This window comes from Tenacibaculum sp. AWR4_210 (genome assembly GCF_056160945.1).
Window position 1 is genome coordinate 49,156 of the sequence record NZ_JBSWYF010000001.1, and the last position, 16,598, is coordinate 65,753.

Below are 16,598 nucleotides of genomic sequence, written 5' to 3' on the forward strand. Positions count from 1 at the left end.
ATTAACATAAATATTTAACCAAAAATGAGAGCGTTTATGAGGTTAAAAAAGGCTTAAGCTATCATGCAGAAATGGATTTATGGACAGAAACACGAGCTTTAGAACCTAGTTAAGCAAGACGCACAAAAAATACAGCTCGGAAAGTGTAAAACGATGAGCAAGGACGATATGTTCATATCACCAATATAGGCAGGAAAGACGACTAAATGTAAAAACGGTAACTCAAGGCAGGTTTACGTAAAGGCCATTATGGTATAAGCTAATTAGTAACTAAATCACGCAGGTACAATTATAAATTACTGGGTATAGCTAAAAACAAAAAGGAGCCTAGAAAGGCTCCTTTTTTAGTAGTATTACGCGTACATTTTTTCGCGTAGTTCTTTGATTTTAGGGTCGTCTAAATACTCGTCAAAAGTTGCGTATTTATCGATCACTCCCTTAGGTGTAATTTCAATAATTCTGTTGGCTACTGTTTGAGCGAACTCGTGATCATGGGTAGTAAACAAAACGGTTCCTTTAAAGTTGATCAATGAGTTGTTCAATGCCTGAATAGATTCTAAGTCCAAGTGGTTCGTAGGCTCGTCAAGCTTCAAAATGTTTGCACGGGTCATCATCATTCTAGACAACATACAACGCACTTTTTCTCCTCCTGATAAAACATTACTCTTTTTTAATGCTTCTTCACCAGAGAAAATCATTTTTCCTAAGAATCCTCTTAAAAATACTTCTTCACGCTCCTCTTCAGTAGTCGCGTATTGGCGTAACCAATCAACTAAGTTTAACTCTCCATTTTGGAAAAATTCCGAGTTGTCGGCAGGTAAGTACGACTGAGTAGTGGTAACTCCCCAATTGTATGTTCCCTTGTCGGCGGTTTCATTACCCGCAATTATTTGGTAAAAGGCAGTAGTTGCTTTTGAGTTCTTAGAAATCACGGCAACCTTATCTCCTTTATTGAGGTTGATATCGATATTATCAAATAACAATACTCCTTCAGCATCCGTTTTTGACAATCCTTCAACATTTAAAATTTGGTCTCCAGCTTCGCGATCGCGATCGAAGATAATGGCAGGATATCTACGGCTAGAAGGCTTGATGTCCTCTACATTTAACTTCTCGATCATCTTTTTACGAGAAGTAGCTTGTTTAGATTTTGCTACGTTGGCAGAGAATCGTCTGATAAACTCTTCTAATTCTTTTTTCTTGTCTTCCGCTTTCTTATTTTGTTGAGCGCGCTGTTTTGCCGCTAACTGACTCGACTCGTACCAAAAGGTATAGTTACCAGAAAAATGGTTGATTTTTCCAAAATCAATATCTGAAATATGCGTACATACGGCGTCTAAGAAGTGACGGTCGTGCGATACTACGATTACAGTATTGTCGTAGTTGGCTAAAAAGTTTTCCAACCAAGCGATGGTTTCAAAGTCCAAGTCGTTGGTAGGCTCATCCATAATCAAAACGTCAGGATTTCCGAATAAAGCCTGTGCTAGTAATACACGTACTTTTTGCTTACCGTCTAAGTCTTTCATTAAAGAGTAATGCAAATCCTCTTTAATACCTAGGTTAGACAACATGGCAGCAGCGTCAGAATCCGCATTCCAACCGTTCATTTCTTCAAATTGTACTTGTAATTCACCAATTTTCTCAGCGTTTTCATCCGTGTAATCAGCGTACAGTGCATCAATCTCTTTCTTGATTTTATACAAATCTTTATTTCCCATGATTACTGACTCCAATACTGGAAACTCATCAAAAGCGTAGTGATCCTGTGATAATACAGACATACGTTTCCCCGGTTCGAGGTGTACTTGTCCAGAGGTAGGGTCTATTTTTCCTGATAAAATCTTTAAGAAGGTAGATTTACCCGCTCCGTTGGCACCAATAATACCGTAACAATTACCTTGGGTAAATTTTGTATTTACTTCATCGAACAATATGCGTTTTCCAAATTGAACCGATAAGTTAGAAACTGATAACATGTATACAATTTTTAAATTCGCTGCAAAAGTAAAAAATATATGACGGTTAAAAGAATTTGGATAGAAATATTTAAGGTTATAAATTTGGCAGATTTTTAAATCCTTTTTAACAACGAATTAACAGCTTAGTTGTGAAGTGATTTATATTTTTGATTTGTGCTTTTGTGCGGAAAACAAACTGTATGACAAAATATTTAGTACCCTTATTTTTATGTAGCTTAATTGGATGTAATTCAACTAAAAAAGACGACTTTACGTATTTTGGAGGTAAAATTATTCATCCTAAAGGGTGCCATGTTATTCTATCAGATAACAAAGGGTTTAGAGATACCTTAACCCTGACCAAAGAGAATCGCTTTTTGGGGAAATACGATAATTTGCGAGAAGGATTGTATGTATTTGAACATGGACCAGAGCACCAATACGTGTATCTCGAGCCCAATGATAGCTTGATGTTTCGATTAAATACTTGGGATTTTGACGAATCATTAGTGTTTAGCGGGAAGAATGCACAGCGAAATAATTTGTTGATAGAAGCATTTCTCAAACACGAAGAGGACGAGAAGTTTTTAATGCAGAGCCATGGTTTAGAATACGATGCGTACGAACGCCGAATGGACTCTATGCTCGCTGTCAAAGAAACGATTGTAGCTACGTATGTAAAGGAGTTCAAGGATACTTCTAAAGGATTCCTAGATGTGTTAAATATCGCCTTGAATTATCCGCTGTATTCCAATATGGAGTCTTATGCTACGAACAATTGCCATAAAAAGCCAGGAGATTATTTTGGCAATGAATACTATGACTTTCGCGATGATATCAATATAAAAAGAGATTCACTCGTGTTTTACGGACCGTATTACCGCTACGTGATAGGAAAACTTTACAACGAGGCCTATTTAAAAGGCTTGGAAAGTGGTACGGAAGGATTTGTGATCGATTTGCTGCACAATATCGATGAAAGTATACAAGATGAAGTGGTAAAAAATACGGTGCTGTATAGAACGATGGCCTATAACTTTACCAAACGACGCCAAGGAGAAGATTTTACGAAGGCTTTTTTCACGTTTTTTAAGTTAAATTCGAGTATAGAGGATAAGAAAAAAATCCAGCGCTTAGTAAACGATATGAAATTGGCGAAGAATAAAACTAAATTATCGAGTTTTAAGATTGAAAAACCTACGGGAGATTGGGAAGATATTCACAAGCTAATCGGAGGGAAAAAATCGGTAGTTTACTTCAATAACCGCTACTATTCTTCAACAGAGAGCGTTTCTGCACGTTTCAATTACCTTGTAAAAAAGTTCCCAGAACTAAATTTTGTGATTGTTCATCAAGATAACAAAGCTAAATACTTTAAAAGTATCCCTATCAAACACCAGTATAAACTGCCAAAAGAGAGTGGTGCTCATGAATTTTTGAGTAGTAATTTCCCGCGTTTGATATTGGTAGACGAAGAGGGAGCGATAGAAAACGGATTTAGTACGATGTCTGCCAGTGATATAGAGCTTCAATTAGACAAATTGCAAAAAAAATAGCAATAAAGCTTTACAGTTCCTTTATTTAACGTACTTTTGCGCGGTCCAAAAATCTCTTCGGAGATGGTAAAAGTATTAATAATAAGGATTCATGGGGGGGCGTCTGTGAATTCGTTTAAATTCACAACATGTCAACATTCTTAGAATTAGGCTTAAAAGAGTCTATTAACAAGGCCTTGATGGATTTAGGGTACGAAAACCCTACAGTTATCCAAGAAAAAGCTATCCCGCAAATTATTGATTCTGATCAGGATCTTAAGGCATTTGCCCAAACAGGAACGGGTAAAACTGCAGCCTTTAGTTTGCCGATCATCGAGCTAATCGATGAAAATAGCGACGATACACAAGCAATTATTTTATCACCAACTAGAGAGTTAGCCGTACAAATTGGAAAGAATATCGATGATTTTTCGAAGTATATTCCAGGACTAAAAACGGTAACCGTTTACGGTGGTGCTAATATTGAGCAGCAAATTAAACAGTTAAAGAGAGGAGCACAAATCGTAGTAGGAACACCAGGTAGAACCGTTGATCTTATTCGTAGAAGAGCCTTGAAATTAGGAACCGTAAAATGGTTGGTACTCGATGAAGCTGATGAAATGCTCAACATGGGGTTCAAGGACGAATTAGACAAAGTGCTTGAAGCTACTCCTGCAGATAAACAAACCTTATTGTTCTCAGCAACCTTCCCACGTGAAGTAGAAGCTATTGCTAAAAATTATATGAACAACCCTACGGAAATTACCTCGGGGCAAAAAAATCAAGGTTCTGATAATGTAAGTCACGAGTACTATTTAGTAACAGAAAAAACTCGTTACCCAGCATTAAAGCGCGTTGCCGATGTAAATCCAGAAATTTACGCGATAGTTTTCTGTAGAACGCGAAGAGAAACGCAACAAATAGCGGACAATTTAATTAAAGACGGATACAATGCAGATGCATTACACGGTGACCTTTCGCAGGCACAGCGTGATAGTGTAATGGAAAAATTCCGCAAAAAGAACATACAAATGCTCGTTGCTACGGATGTAGCAGCAAGAGGTTTAGATGTGGATAGCTTAACGCACGTAATTAACCACAAATTACCAGATCAGATCGAAAACTACAACCACCGTAGTGGTCGTACTGGACGTGCTGGGAACAAAGGGGTTTCAATTGCCTTGGTAACTAAGAAAGAACGCGGTAGGCTAAACCCAATAGAGCGTATCTTAAAAAAGAAGTTCATTCATACCCAAGTACCAAGTGGAAAGGAAATTTGTGAGCGTCAATTATTCCACCTTATTGATAAAGTGGAAAACACCACGGTAAATGAGTCGGAAATTGAAGGGTACTTGCCAAGCATCTACGAAAAATTAGAGCAGCTTAGTAGAGAGGAATTGATTAAAAAATTCGTATCTGTTGAGTTTAACAGCTTCTTATCGTACTACGAAAATGCAGCTGATTTAAATAACTTATCGTCAAGAGATAATTCTAGAGGAAGATCGTCAGATGAAAACATGACGCGTTTCTTTATTAACTTAGGACGTAAAGATCGTTTAAACCCTGCGAAGTTAATAGGCTTAATCAATGAGCAGGGGATAGGAGAAAAAGTGGAAATCGGAGCGATTGATATTTTAGATACCTTCTCATTCTTTGAAATAGACAAGAATTTTGAAGCGGAAACTTTGAATTGTTTTGAAGCAAATACACCTGAGTTTAACGGTAGAAATGTAAATGTAGAGGTGACCAAAACCGACAGAGGTGGCGGAGGTTCACGTCGTAGACGTCGCGGTGGTAAACCAGGCGGATTTGACGGGAAACGCAAACCAAAACGCGATGGATTTAGCGGATCGAAAGGATTTGGTAGAAAGCGTGGAGACGATTTTAAAGGAGGAAATAAGTCGTCGGGATTCGGAAGAAAACGACGCAATAGATAAACTTATAGAGGGCTACTTAACGGTAGCCCTTTTTTTATGCCGTGTTTTTAATGGAGTATTTTTGATGCCAATGCGGTTAAAAAATTAATCCCATGGCTGATAGTGCCGATTTCTGAGGCTTTTTCTTCATTGCTCATGGCGGCGTCATCCACGATCTTTAAGACTTTGATGGCATCGGTAGTGTCGATGTTACTGGTTTGGATAAACGCTGTAATGGCATCGGTGTTTACGGTGGTCAGTGATGCCAATTCTTTGTGTAAACTCTGATCCGTGTTGTTTACTGCTTGTGTTGCTAATGCTTGCCAATTAATAGTACTCATACTTATTTTTTTAGTAGGTTTTCATAGGGAGTCAGTTTTCCAAAAAGGCCACTTGTTTTCGTCAATACCTGATCCAGGTCCTTTCGAATAGCCTCCGTGTTTATACGCACTCCAGTTAGGCTGTCAACGGATGTCAGTAGGTACTGCTCTGAACGGTTCAGTTCGTTTGCTGTGTCTAGTACATTTTGTAGGCTGTTTCCAGCCTGAACGAACTTGGCATAATTGGCATTCAGTTTGCCAATGATATTGTTTTCACGCTGTGTTAATAAGGCCGTTAAGGAATCTTTTTTACGTTCAATAACAGGTATAATACTAGATACGATGTTAGGTAGTGCTGTTTTATAATCGGTACCATCCGGAATCAATGCGATGTAGTTCTTAACTGCCGTAGGCGTGTATACCGTATTGATATAGTGTTGTAACCTCGTTTTCTTTTCGGTGAACAATTGCTCCACCAATTGGATGTTTAGCTGATGCATGGCAGCGGATTGATCCAGTACTGCGCGAGATAGCGTACTGGTCGCTTTCGGTATACTAGCACAGCTCACAAGGATTAATAGGATGCTCATGGCGACGAATGGTCGTAGTCTGTTCATTGGGTTCTTTTTTTTTTAGGAATTAGGGTAGATACGTTACTAAAATCTTTTTGTCGTTAAATAGAAGTGTTAGTTTGTGAGTACCTACCCATCCCCTAAAATATGTTAGTTGTCGATTATCGGTGTTGTAAAAAATGACTTGATGCGATCGATAATTCCTTGCAATACGGTAAAAATGGCATCGGAAGAAAAACCTCCAATGAGTGCCAAAACGCTTTTGCTGAACAGACTGATCGCCTTGGTTTCACTGCTGTAAAAAGAGATGATTTCTGACATGATCAATCCCGCCATAATTCCGAGGATGATTTGTGCGACATAGGCAATAAATTCTTCGGCCACCAAGGTGCTGTTTTTTATAGAATCACTTACTTTTTTTAATAAGTAAAACAATACTCCAAGTCCAGAAATAGAAGCCAAAAAAGTTACATTAAGTAATAAAGGAATTCCGTCATTATTCATGATACCTTCGCTTAATGATTTGGCATTTACCAAGGGTGAAAGTCCTGTGGCAATAAAAACAGCTAAAAATCCTAAAGATAAAAGTATCAAATTTCGAACTAACGGCAGTCTGTTGAAAATAGATTTACCCTTTTCTTGGCTGCGCAAGGCTTTGGTAAATTCAATAGACTTAGGTGTTGCAGGAGCCACGTTTTTTACCAGCAGATTATGAGCGGTTAACAGGTCGTCAATACTGCTGTTTTGAATGAGTGCATTTACCTGTGGGTTGATGATAATTCCGTTGTATATGGCATACGACAGCATGTTGTTTATTTCGAGATGTAATTCTGTAATTACTTTTTTCGAAATGCCGTATTGCGTCTTTGTGCTCTTTGAGGTTTCCGCTTCAGGTGGCGTTAGGGTAGTAGCGCTTGTCATGTTCAGTTAGTTTAGGTTAAAGGTAGTTGTTAAACCAAACTCATCTGTAAAAATTGGCATGAGTGTCTAAAATTTACAGATGAGTGTTTGTTATATCGAGTTGATTGATATGTAGTGGTTTAGGCGGTGTTTAGTTTGCGTTGTAAGGAAATAGGCACATCGTTGACTTCGTATTTTCCGTACGAAAAGCCTCCGAGTCCTTGCCAGTTCGCATCGATATCTAAATAGGCGGTAAAGTATTCTAAATAGGTTCCTGAAGCCGGAGGATTGATAGAAACGACAAATTCGCCAATCAGTTCTATACGCGAATTACCGTGTTTAGTTATCGAAGGTTTTACAGCGCCAACGACGTTGATTTTAATAACGCTTTGGGTAATGGGTTGTGATACCTCGATAACGCCAGATACGGATTTTGTTTGCTGCGAAATATCCAACGAAAAATAGGCAATAGCTGCTCCGGGTAGGTTGGTGTTTCCGATAGTACCTTTTGCGATGTACGAATCGCTTAGAACTTGGTTAGTTTTAGGATTGGTGTTGATTTTACTCATTTTCATAATAGTGTTTTAGATGACGTATTATGAGCACAATTTTTGGAATGGGGGGGAAGAGTCATTCATATGTTACTCACTATTAAAGATATATCAAAAAAAATAAATATTGCAAGATTTTAGTTATAAGTGTTTGATAATTAGGTATGAATGTTGGCGGGTTGTTGTTGTTTAAAATAAATCCAAATAAAATTTGCAAATAGTTAATTCTTAACTACATTTGCGTCATATTTATCAAAACTAAATCTAAATAGAATGAAAAGGGTAATTGTTTCTATGTTGGCAGTATCTGCCTTAGTTTTTGCGTCATGTTCAGATGACAATGAAGAACCAACACCAGGAGTTGTCGCTCCAAAAACCTACAAGTTTGAGAGAAATGGGAAAACTACAGTAAGTTTTTCAGGTCAAACTACTCGTATTAAAATGGCAGAAGAATTAGTAGCTGCCTTAAAAGTATCTACCAATACGGAAGATAAAATGGATAAAATGTTTGCTCATGCAGCAGGAGCAAATGATTTTTCTACTACAGAATTAAATGCATCTTCTAAAAATGTTCGCAGTAAAACAGCAGCATCTGCAGATTACTTTGCGTCAAATACTACAGAGGCAAATAAAATCAAAGCAGATTTCGACGGATGGATTGCAAAACAAGTATCAGAAGTATATCCTAACTGGGCAGTTAATGCTGAGAAAGGAAAAGCTGGAAAAATCCAAGAAAATGGAGGTGGATCTACGCGTTACGTAAATGCAAAAGGATTGGAGTACAACCAAGCATTCGCAAAGTCGTTAATCGGAGCTTTGATGGTAGATCAAATGTTAAACAACTATTTATCAAAAGCGGTATTAGATGCTGGAGGTAAAAATGTTACAGAAAACAATGCTGGAACTTTAGCTTCAGGGACTAACTACACGACTATGGAGCACAAGTTTGACGAAGCTTACGGATACTTGTACGGAAATGAGGCGGATCCTGCTTCTCCAAAATTAGGAGCGGATAGCTTTTTAAACAAGTACTTAAGCAGAGTAGAAGGTGATGCTGATTTTAAAGGAATCGCTGGAGAAATTTACGAAGCTTTTAAATTAGGTAGAGCAGCTATCGTTGCTAAAGATTACGCATTAAGAGACAAGCAAATCGCTATCATTAAAGCAGCGATCTCTAAGGTAATTGCTGTAAGAGCAGTATACTACTTACAAGCAGGAAAAGATAATTTACCAAAAGATAAGGCTGCAGCATTCCACGATTTATCAGAAGGATTCGGTTTCGTATATTCATTGCGCTTTACGCAAGGTACCAACGGAACTACGCAGTTACCAGTTGCTGAAATCAACGCTTTCGTAGCAGCATTGCAAAAAGATAATGGATTCTGGGATATCACGAATCAAACCTTAGACGATATGTCTACTAGAATTGCGGGTGCTTACGGATTTACAGTGGCACAAGCTAAATAATGAAAGTATCACCATAACATGGAAGATAAATAAAAGTAGCCGATGTATTTCGGCTACTTTTTTTATCTTTGCATAGTTTATTTAGAATAAATAGAGATAATTATGATGAAAAAAGGATTATTACTACTCGTAATTGCCGTGCTAGGAGTGGCATGTGGATCGTCAGGTTCAGATACACCAAGCACACCAGATGATACCTTTGACAGAGGGAAAATTCTTACCAATGTAGCGGATAACCTGGTGATTCCGGCATTTACAAACGTACAAACTAAACTCTCTACCTTAAAGTCAAAAGCCACGGCTTTTACAACGACGGCAACGAGCGCTTCACTTAATGAAGCGAGAACTGCTTGGTTAGATGCCTACAAGGCTTGGCAACATGTGGCAATGTTTAATATTGGAAAAGCAGAAGATTTGGAGTTCGTGAACTTCATGAATATTTTTCCAGTTACCAAGGCAGATATCGATGCCAACATTGCTAGTGGAACTTATGATTTCAACAGTTCAAACAATCACGATGCGCAAGGTTTTCCAGCATTAGATTATTTGTTTTACGGGGTAGGCGCAAACGATACGGAAATTTTAGCTAAGTATACTACAGATGCTAAGGCCGCCAATTACAAGAAATACGTGAACGATGTAATCAGTAAAATGATTGAAGTTAACGACGCTGTACTAAATAATTGGAAAGGATCTTACAGAGATACTTTTGTTAAGAGCACCGGAAATACAGCAACCAGCGCTTTTAATAAACTCGTAAACGACTATGTATTTTATTACGAAAAACGCTTGAGAGCGGTAAAAGTGGGGATTCCTGCTGGAAATTTTTCATCTACACCATTACCTGAAAAGGTAGAGGCGTTTTACAGAAAAGATGTTTCAAAGGCATTGGCATTAGAGGCCTTAAAAGCGGTGAAAAATCTTTTTAATGGGACGCACTTTTCAGGAAGTACTTCAGGGGATAGTTTTAAGTCGTACCTAGAAGCACTTGACAAAGGAAGTTTGGTAGGATTGATAAACGGTCAATTCGATATCGCTAAAACTCAATTAGAATCGTTAAATGATAACTTTTACTGGCAAGTAACGAATGACAATACAAAAATGACAAAGGCTTATGACGAATTGCAGAAAGCTGTGGTATTGTTAAAGGTTGATATGTTACAAGCATTCAAAGTAACCGTTGATTACGTAGATGCTGATGGCGACTAAACGAGCCGCGTATACAATTTAAGAACTGTCTAATTATTAGGCAGTTTTTTTTTGTTTTTATCCTTGCAATTGTCCAGCATGTAGTCGATATTCTGTACTTTTGCTCGAAATTAAAAAGTTGTGTAAACAACCTTGGAAGAGAAGGAAAAGAAGCAGATAAGTATTAAAAGAAAAGAATGGTTTTTCAATATGAAATTTAGTTTAAAAGCAAAGATAGTAATACTGGTTATCTTCGGTATTTGTCAAGGTGTGCAGGCGCAGTTCTCCCTGAAGGGAAAAGTCGTTTCTAACAGCGGTAAGGCATTGAATAAAGTGGAAATTTACAGTAGTAAAGGAACTTTATTGGCTTTGACTTCTGGAGATGGCTCGTACGAATTTTCAGTGGGGAGCGCTGAACAATTGTTGATGTTTTACGTAGAAAATTATCAGTTGATAGAAAAGAAAGTTCGACTGCAAAAAGGAGTAAATCGTTTGGATATTACTTTGGATGCCTTTACAGAAAATCTTTCAGAAGTTGTGATTAAGGCACAAAAGCGCCGCGTTTTTCAGGTTCGTAGATTAAAAGATGTGGAACAAACTGCTATTTATGCCGGAAAAAAGACAGAGGTTATTTTGCTCGATGAGTCAACGGTAAATTTAGCGACAAACAATGCAAGGCAAATATACAGTCAGGTAGCTGGATTGAATATCTACGAAAATGATGATGCAGGATTGCAATTAAACATCGGTGGTAGAGGTTTGGACCCCAATAGAACATCAAATTTTAATACCCGTCAAAACGGATATGATATCAGTGCTGATGTGTTGGGATACCCCGAAAGTTATTATTCTCCACCAGCCGAAGCAATTCAAGAAATTCAAGTAATTCGCGGTGCGGCTTCTTTGCAGTACGGAACTCAGTTTGGAGGATTGGTAAACTTTGTTCTGAAAAAGCCCAACCCGAATAAATCCTTGGAAATCGTAACTCGAAATACGCTGGGAAGCAATCAGCTGTTTACCAATTTTACCAGTGTTAGTGGTACTAAAGGAAATTGGAGCTATTTGGGATATTACAATTACAAACGAGGTGATGGTTTTAGACCAAATTCAGAATTTGAATCTAAAAATGCCTATTTCTTTGTAGGCTATGAGTTTAATTCAAGAACCAAAGTTTCTGCAGAGCTCACGTATTTAAATTATTTGGCCCAACAGGCAGGTGGACTTACAGATGCTATGTTTGAGCAAAACCCTTTTCAAAGTAACCGAGCTAGAAACTGGTTTGAGGTTAATTGGTTGTTGTACAATGTGAATTTTAGTCATGCCTTTTCAGATCGTACTAATTTTACGTTTAACTTTTTTGGACTGGACGCTACTCGAAAAGCGTTAGGCTTTCGAACGAACAGAGTTAATCAATTAGATCCAGGAGGCGTTCGTGATTTAATATCGGGTGATTTTAAAAATTTCGGATTTGAAGCACGATTGTTGAGCTCTTACAAGCTACTTGGAAAAGAAGCTACCTTTTTGTTAGGAACGAAATTCTATAAAGCGGATAATACTTCGGTACAAGGTCCCGGAACGGACGGAACGAATGCTGATTTTACGCCGACTACCGATCGTTTTCCTAACTATGCCAACCAATCTAATTATAAAAACCCCAATCTAAATATCGCGGTCTTTGGGGAACATATTTTGTACCTAACGGATCAGTTTTCTATTACTCCAGGTTTTCGATTTGAGTATATCAAGACGGAGAGCGATGGGTTTTTTAAGCGCATTAATGTAGACGGAGCGGGGAATGTTATCTTGAATGAAACGGTAGAGAGTGCCAATAGCAATAAAAGAAGTTTTGTGCTTTTGGGCATAGGGATGAGCTATAAGCCATCATCAGCGCTTGAGCTGTATGCCAACGTTTCTCAAAATTACCGTTCTGTGACATTTTCAGATATCAATATCGTGAATCCATCATTCCGTATTGGAAGCCTAAGCGATGAAAAAGGATTTACTGCTGATATCGGTGCTCGCGGAAATTTTCGAGGTCTGGTATCCTACGACGTAGGGGCATTTGGCTTGTTTTACAACAATCGAATCGGTATAGTTACCAAGGGCTTACCTGACGGAAGGGTTGTTCAAGAGCGTACTAATGTAGGAGATGCTCGAATTTTGGGTATCGAGAGTTTAATAGATGTAAACATGAAGAAGATATTCGATTTTTCAGCAGATTATCAATGGAATATCTTTGTGAATACTTCATTTATCAATTCAGAGTACACGCGCTCTGACGTTGCAGGTGTGTTGAATAATCGCGTAGAGTTTGTTCCTGAGTTAAATCTGAAAACAGGGATTCGATTTGGTGTTAAAGATTTTTCTTCAAGCTTGCAGTATACCTATTTGTCTCAGCAATTTACAGATGCATCAAACTCAGTTAATCCTAGTTTGAGTGGGGTTAATGGTCAGATTCCAAGTTATGACGTACTCGATTTTTCTTCTTCGTATACGTACAAATACTTTAAGTTAGAGGCCGGAGTAAATAACCTGCTCAATACGAAGTATTTTACGAGAAGGGCCACCGGATATCCTGGACCTGGAATTATACCTTCCGCACCGAGAACTTATTATCTCACATTACAGATAAAGATTTAAAATGAATATAAATAAAGAGCAAACTTCAACGAGTTTGCTCTTTGTGGTTTAAGTGCTTATCTTTAAGGAAAGTATAGTGATATGTTAGAGTCAGTTAATCTTAAAGAGGCATTGCAAAAAGAGCGAGATAGAGAGTTAGGAGAAGCGTCAATGGATCGTTGGCTTCAGGAAGTATTTCAAACCTTAGATGAACAGCGTAGAAGTATTCAGAGCCGACTTGAGCAAGAGCATTTCGAAACTCCGCAAGCTTTGCAACCATCGTTATTGGATACCCAAAGAATTTTCCACATCAATCAAATAGAAAGGATAGCCATACGCTACCGTCTTCGATTTTTATCGAGTACGCGATTCAAAGGGGCTATTCCTGCCGAGGCTATTTCACAAATACGACAATTAGAACAGCAACATGATACTGTGCTTAACGGATTTAAAATTTTAGCGCCATTGGAACTGTTTACGGTAGAAAAAGCAGACGACCCTTTACTTTTCTATCCGTTAGGAGACGAGCACTATTACCTCATTCATCAATGGGGAAATGATGTCAGTCCGTATCGAGCAATGAAATATTGGGCATTGCAACGCGTTGGAAATTTAACACTGGTTATCGTAGCACTTGCTGTAATCTTAACACTTACTTGTTATCCATTTTTCTTTAAAGGCCAAGATAGCTGGGGCTATGCTCTCGTGTTGTTTTTGTTCTTTTTTAAAGGGTTTTTAGGATGGGCACTCTATGCAGGAGTATCGACCGGAATCAATTTTAGTAAGTACAACTGGCAATCGCGTTACGATAAAATATCGTAGGGAAGGTCTTTAGAACTGTTCTAAATAGTTATATTTGTGCTGTTAAATAGTAAATGATGAAAAAAGTAATAATGATAGCAACCGTATTGGCGGTTGCATTTTCTTGCAATACACCGAGCAAGAAACAAGACCAAGCAGCGGAGACTAAACCAGTGGAAAAAAAGGAGGTAAACGTATACACACACCGTCATTACAAGGCGGACCAAGAATTGTTTGCTGCTTTTGAGAAAGAAACGGGAATCAAAGTGAATGTAGTAAATGCCAAAGCTGATGAGCTCATTCAGAAAATGACCTTGGAAGGAGAGCAGTCTCCTGCCGATGTGTTGATAACAGTGGATGCAGGAAGATTGGTAAGAGCAAAAGACAAAGGTTTATTACAGTCAGCGAGTTCCGAATTTTTAAACAAAACCATTCCCACTCATTTAAAAGATAAGGACAATCAGTGGTTTGCTTTAACCAAACGAGCGCGAGTTGTCGTATACAATCCCGCCAAAGTAAAAAAAGAAGAGTTGACCAGTTATGAAGACTTGGTATTGCCAAAGTGGAACAAGCGCTTGTTAATTCGTTCTTCAGGAAATATCTACAACCAATCATTATTGGCCTCTATTATCGCTAATGACGGAGAGGAAAAAGCCTTGGAATGGGCCAAAGGAATGGTAAACAACATGGCTCGATCACCAAAAGGAAACGACAGGGATCAAGTAAAAGCAGTAGTCGCTGGAGAGGGTGATATTGCTGTGGTAAATACCTATTATATCGGAAAATTACTCAACTCCAAAGATCCAGAGGAGGTAAAAGCAGGAGAGGGGATCCAATTGTTTTTCCCGAATCAAAATTCGAGAGGGACGCATATCAATGTTAGTGGAGCTGGAGTTGCTAAATACGCGCCTAACAAGGCCAATGCCATTAAATTTATAGAATATTTAGCGAGTGCTAAGGCACAAGAAGTTTTCGCAAAGGCAAATTACGAATATCCGGTAAATACAGCAGTAAAACCTTCTGAATTATTGCAAAGCTGGGGAGAGTTTAAAGAAGATACCTTATCTTTGGAAGCATTAGGAAAAAACAATAAAAAAGCTGTATTGGTATTTGACCAAGCACAGTGGAAATAACTAAGTATACCAAAATATTTTGCAGTTTAAGTTAACAGCATTTAAAAAGAATACAGATAAATGGTCAATAATTTTATTGACCATTATTTTGTTTATAAGCCTTCCTTTGTTGAGTTTACTTTGGAATCTGATCGAGGGACCCGGAGAGAGTTGGGGACATATGGTACGCACGATCTTACCAGGATATCTCAGCAATACCTTGCTATTGATAGCTGGAACTGTGGTATTGACCGCCCTTTTTGGGATTATTCCGGCCTGGTTGGTGTCGCGATACGATTTGTACGTGCAACGGAGTTTGACTTGGTTACTCATTATGCCATTGGCCATTCCTTCTTATATTACTGCTTATGCCTACGCGGGTATTCTAGACTATGGAGGGATCGTGCATTTAGTAACAGAGACAAAAGTAGATGTGATGAACATCTGGGGACTTATCTTTGTGTTGAGTGTTTCTTTATATCCGTATGTTTACGTGGCTTGTAGAGCCTTCTTTATGAATCAGTCCAGTGCTATTTTGGAGGCCTCTAAGTTATTGGGAGCTTCTGAATGGAAGAGCTTTTTAAAATTGATATTACCCCTTTCCAGACCAGCCGCTTTTGGAGGACTGCTTTTGGTATTAATGGAAGTATTAAACGATTATGGAGCTGCGAAATACTACGGTGTAAATACGCTGACGACTGGGATTTTTAGAGCGTGGTTTTCGTTGGAAGAACCAGAGACAGCGATTTATTTGTCGGCAATTTTAGTTGCCATAATATTTGTTTTGATTCTTTTAGAAAAAAAACAACGGGCTCGTATTGGCTATGCCAACGCAGTAAAATCATCTCATAAACTGACAAAGCGAAAAACCAGTGGCCTGAGAAAATTAGGGAGTACTTTTTTGGCTGTAGTTCCTGTAGTTGTCGGATTTATAGTTCCGGTACTCCAGCTGTTGTACTGGGCGTATTTAAGTATCGATGAGGAAGCTATGGGGAAATTATTCACCACAGCATTAGAGAGTTTAGCAGTAGCCGGAGTAGCAGCATTGGCGACTTTGTTAGTAGCCTTGAGTTTGCTGTTTTTAAGTCAGTGGAACAAGCTACCTTTGGTTGGCCGCTTATCACGCGTGGCAACTATTGGTTATGCAATTCCTGGAGCGGTGATTGCCGTAGGGGTTTTGTTACCTACCTTAGTTTTTGATAAATGGCTTATTCATAGTTTTCAATGGTTGTTTGATGTAAAAATAGGTCTGCTTCTGAATGGAGGTATCGGAGTATTGCTGTACGCCTATGTGGTGCGGTTTTTGGCAGTTGCCTACAACCCTGTAGAAGCTAGTGAGCTAAAACTGGGTAAAAGCTTGTCCGAATCTTCCTATTTGTTGGGGGCTGGAAAGCTCAGAACCTTGCGTGAAGTTGTTTTCCCATTGATGAAGCCCGCACTGTTAAGTGCTTATATTTTAGTATTTGTGGATGTTCTTAAAGAGCTGCCATTGACCCTGATTTTAAAACCCTATAAAATAGAAACGCTGGCGGTTAAAGCCTATGAATACGCCAGTGACGAACTCATTGTTGAATCAGCATTACCGGCATTAATGATTGTGGTAATTGGAATAATACCTATCGTATTTTTAAATAGGTTGATTTCTAAAAACGAATAACG

General features: G+C 38.5%; 13 protein-coding genes. 8 read left to right on the forward strand and 5 right to left on the reverse strand.

Going from position 1 to position 16,598, the window contains the following annotated elements; genetic code table 11:
• Positions 1-353: 353 nt before the first annotated feature.
• Positions 354-1,976 carry an ABC-F family ATP-binding cassette domain-containing protein gene (locus ACXAG7_RS00210; RefSeq protein WP_408043500.1) on the reverse strand — a complete coding sequence of 541 codons (1,623 nt, stop codon included), beginning with the start codon at positions 1,974-1,976 and terminating at the stop codon, positions 354-356.
• 182 nt (positions 1,977-2,158) lie between these two features.
• On the opposite strand from ACXAG7_RS00210, the gene ACXAG7_RS00215 reads away from it, so the two are divergent.
• Positions 2,159-3,514, forward strand: a complete 1,356-nt coding sequence (locus tag ACXAG7_RS00215) for a hypothetical protein (RefSeq protein ID WP_408043501.1) — start codon at positions 2,159-2,161, stop codon at positions 3,512-3,514.
• A 128-nt stretch (positions 3,515-3,642) separates the two neighbouring features.
• Positions 3,643-5,430, forward strand: a complete 1,788-nt coding sequence (locus ACXAG7_RS00220; protein WP_408043502.1) for a DEAD/DEAH box helicase — start codon at positions 3,643-3,645, stop codon at positions 5,428-5,430.
• 47 nt (positions 5,431-5,477) lie between these two features.
• Here the strand turns inward: ACXAG7_RS00220 and ACXAG7_RS00225 are convergent, their stop codons facing one another.
• The 4 genes from ACXAG7_RS00225 to ACXAG7_RS00240 all read right to left on the reverse strand — a co-directional run bounded on the left by ACXAG7_RS00225 (position 5,478) and on the right by ACXAG7_RS00240 (position 7,776).
• Positions 5,478-5,750: a hypothetical protein gene (locus ACXAG7_RS00225; RefSeq protein ID WP_476665541.1), complete on the reverse strand. Its 273-nt coding sequence runs from the start codon at positions 5,748-5,750 to the stop codon at positions 5,478-5,480.
• 2 nt (positions 5,751-5,752) lie between these two features.
• On the reverse strand, positions 5,753-6,346 hold the full coding sequence (locus tag ACXAG7_RS00230) for a hypothetical protein (RefSeq protein WP_476665542.1): 594 nt from the start codon (positions 6,344-6,346) through the stop codon (positions 5,753-5,755).
• 105 nt (positions 6,347-6,451) lie between these two features.
• Positions 6,452-7,222 (reverse strand): hypothetical protein, encoded by a 771-nt coding sequence (locus tag ACXAG7_RS00235; RefSeq protein ID WP_408043505.1) that lies wholly within the window; start codon positions 7,220-7,222, stop codon positions 6,452-6,454.
• Between the two features lie 119 nt (positions 7,223-7,341).
• Entirely contained in the window at positions 7,342-7,776 is a 435-nt protein-coding gene (locus ACXAG7_RS00240) for a DUF1842 domain-containing protein (protein ID WP_408043506.1), read from the reverse strand.
• A gap of 249 nt (positions 7,777-8,025) precedes the next feature.
• Between ACXAG7_RS00240 and ACXAG7_RS00245 the strand changes: the two genes are divergently transcribed.
• The 6 genes from ACXAG7_RS00245 (at position 8,026) to ACXAG7_RS00270 (ending at position 16,596) form a co-directional block, all read left to right on the forward strand.
• A complete protein-coding gene (locus ACXAG7_RS00245; RefSeq protein WP_408043507.1) occupies positions 8,026-9,219 on the forward strand; it encodes a DUF4856 domain-containing protein in 1,194 nt (397 codons plus the stop codon).
• A gap of 102 nt (positions 9,220-9,321) precedes the next feature.
• On the forward strand, positions 9,322-10,428 hold the full coding sequence (locus ACXAG7_RS00250; RefSeq protein ID WP_408043508.1) for an imelysin family protein: 1,107 nt from the start codon (positions 9,322-9,324) through the stop codon (positions 10,426-10,428).
• Between the two features lie 189 nt (positions 10,429-10,617).
• The gene (locus ACXAG7_RS00255) at positions 10,618-13,047 is read left to right on the forward strand and encodes a TonB-dependent receptor family protein (RefSeq protein ID WP_476665543.1); all 2,430 of its coding nucleotides are present in this window, start codon (positions 10,618-10,620) and stop codon (positions 13,045-13,047) included.
• An 81-nt stretch (positions 13,048-13,128) separates the two neighbouring features.
• Complete coding sequence (locus tag ACXAG7_RS00260; RefSeq protein WP_476665544.1) at positions 13,129-13,848, forward strand: hypothetical protein; 720 nt, start codon at positions 13,129-13,131, stop codon at positions 13,846-13,848.
• A 56-nt stretch (positions 13,849-13,904) separates the two neighbouring features.
• Positions 13,905-14,960, forward strand: a complete 1,056-nt coding sequence (locus ACXAG7_RS00265; RefSeq protein WP_476665545.1) for a Fe(3+) ABC transporter substrate-binding protein — start codon at positions 13,905-13,907, stop codon at positions 14,958-14,960.
• A 19-nt stretch (positions 14,961-14,979) separates the two neighbouring features.
• Complete coding sequence (locus ACXAG7_RS00270) at positions 14,980-16,596, forward strand: ABC transporter permease (protein ID WP_476665546.1); 1,617 nt, start codon at positions 14,980-14,982, stop codon at positions 16,594-16,596.
• Positions 16,597-16,598 lie beyond the last annotated feature (2 nt).

Excerpts from the sequence above, each read along its gene's own strand:
- ACXAG7_RS00210 (WP_408043500.1), bottom strand. The coding sequence starts at position 1,976 with ATGTTATCAGTTTCTAACTTATCGGTTCAATTTGGAAAACGCATATTG.
- ACXAG7_RS00215 (WP_408043501.1), top strand. The coding sequence starts at position 2,159 with ATGACAAAATATTTAGTACCCTTATTTTTATGTAGCTTAATTGGATGT.
- ACXAG7_RS00220 (WP_408043502.1), top strand. The coding sequence starts at position 3,643 with ATGTCAACATTCTTAGAATTAGGCTTAAAAGAGTCTATTAACAAGGCC.
- ACXAG7_RS00225 (WP_476665541.1), bottom strand. The coding sequence starts at position 5,750 with ATGAGTACTATTAATTGGCAAGCATTAGCAACACAAGCAGTAAACAAC.
- ACXAG7_RS00230 (WP_476665542.1), bottom strand. The coding sequence starts at position 6,346 with ATGAACAGACTACGACCATTCGTCGCCATGAGCATCCTATTAATCCTT.
- ACXAG7_RS00235 (WP_408043505.1), bottom strand. The coding sequence starts at position 7,222 with ATGACAAGCGCTACTACCCTAACGCCACCTGAAGCGGAAACCTCAAAG.
- ACXAG7_RS00240 (WP_408043506.1), bottom strand. The coding sequence starts at position 7,776 with ATGAAAATGAGTAAAATCAACACCAATCCTAAAACTAACCAAGTTCTA.
- ACXAG7_RS00245 (WP_408043507.1), top strand. The coding sequence starts at position 8,026 with ATGAAAAGGGTAATTGTTTCTATGTTGGCAGTATCTGCCTTAGTTTTT.
- ACXAG7_RS00250 (WP_408043508.1), top strand. The coding sequence starts at position 9,322 with ATGATGAAAAAAGGATTATTACTACTCGTAATTGCCGTGCTAGGAGTG.
- ACXAG7_RS00255 (WP_476665543.1), top strand. The coding sequence starts at position 10,618 with ATGAAATTTAGTTTAAAAGCAAAGATAGTAATACTGGTTATCTTCGGT.
- ACXAG7_RS00260 (WP_476665544.1), top strand. The coding sequence starts at position 13,129 with ATGTTAGAGTCAGTTAATCTTAAAGAGGCATTGCAAAAAGAGCGAGAT.
- ACXAG7_RS00265 (WP_476665545.1), top strand. The coding sequence starts at position 13,905 with ATGAAAAAAGTAATAATGATAGCAACCGTATTGGCGGTTGCATTTTCT.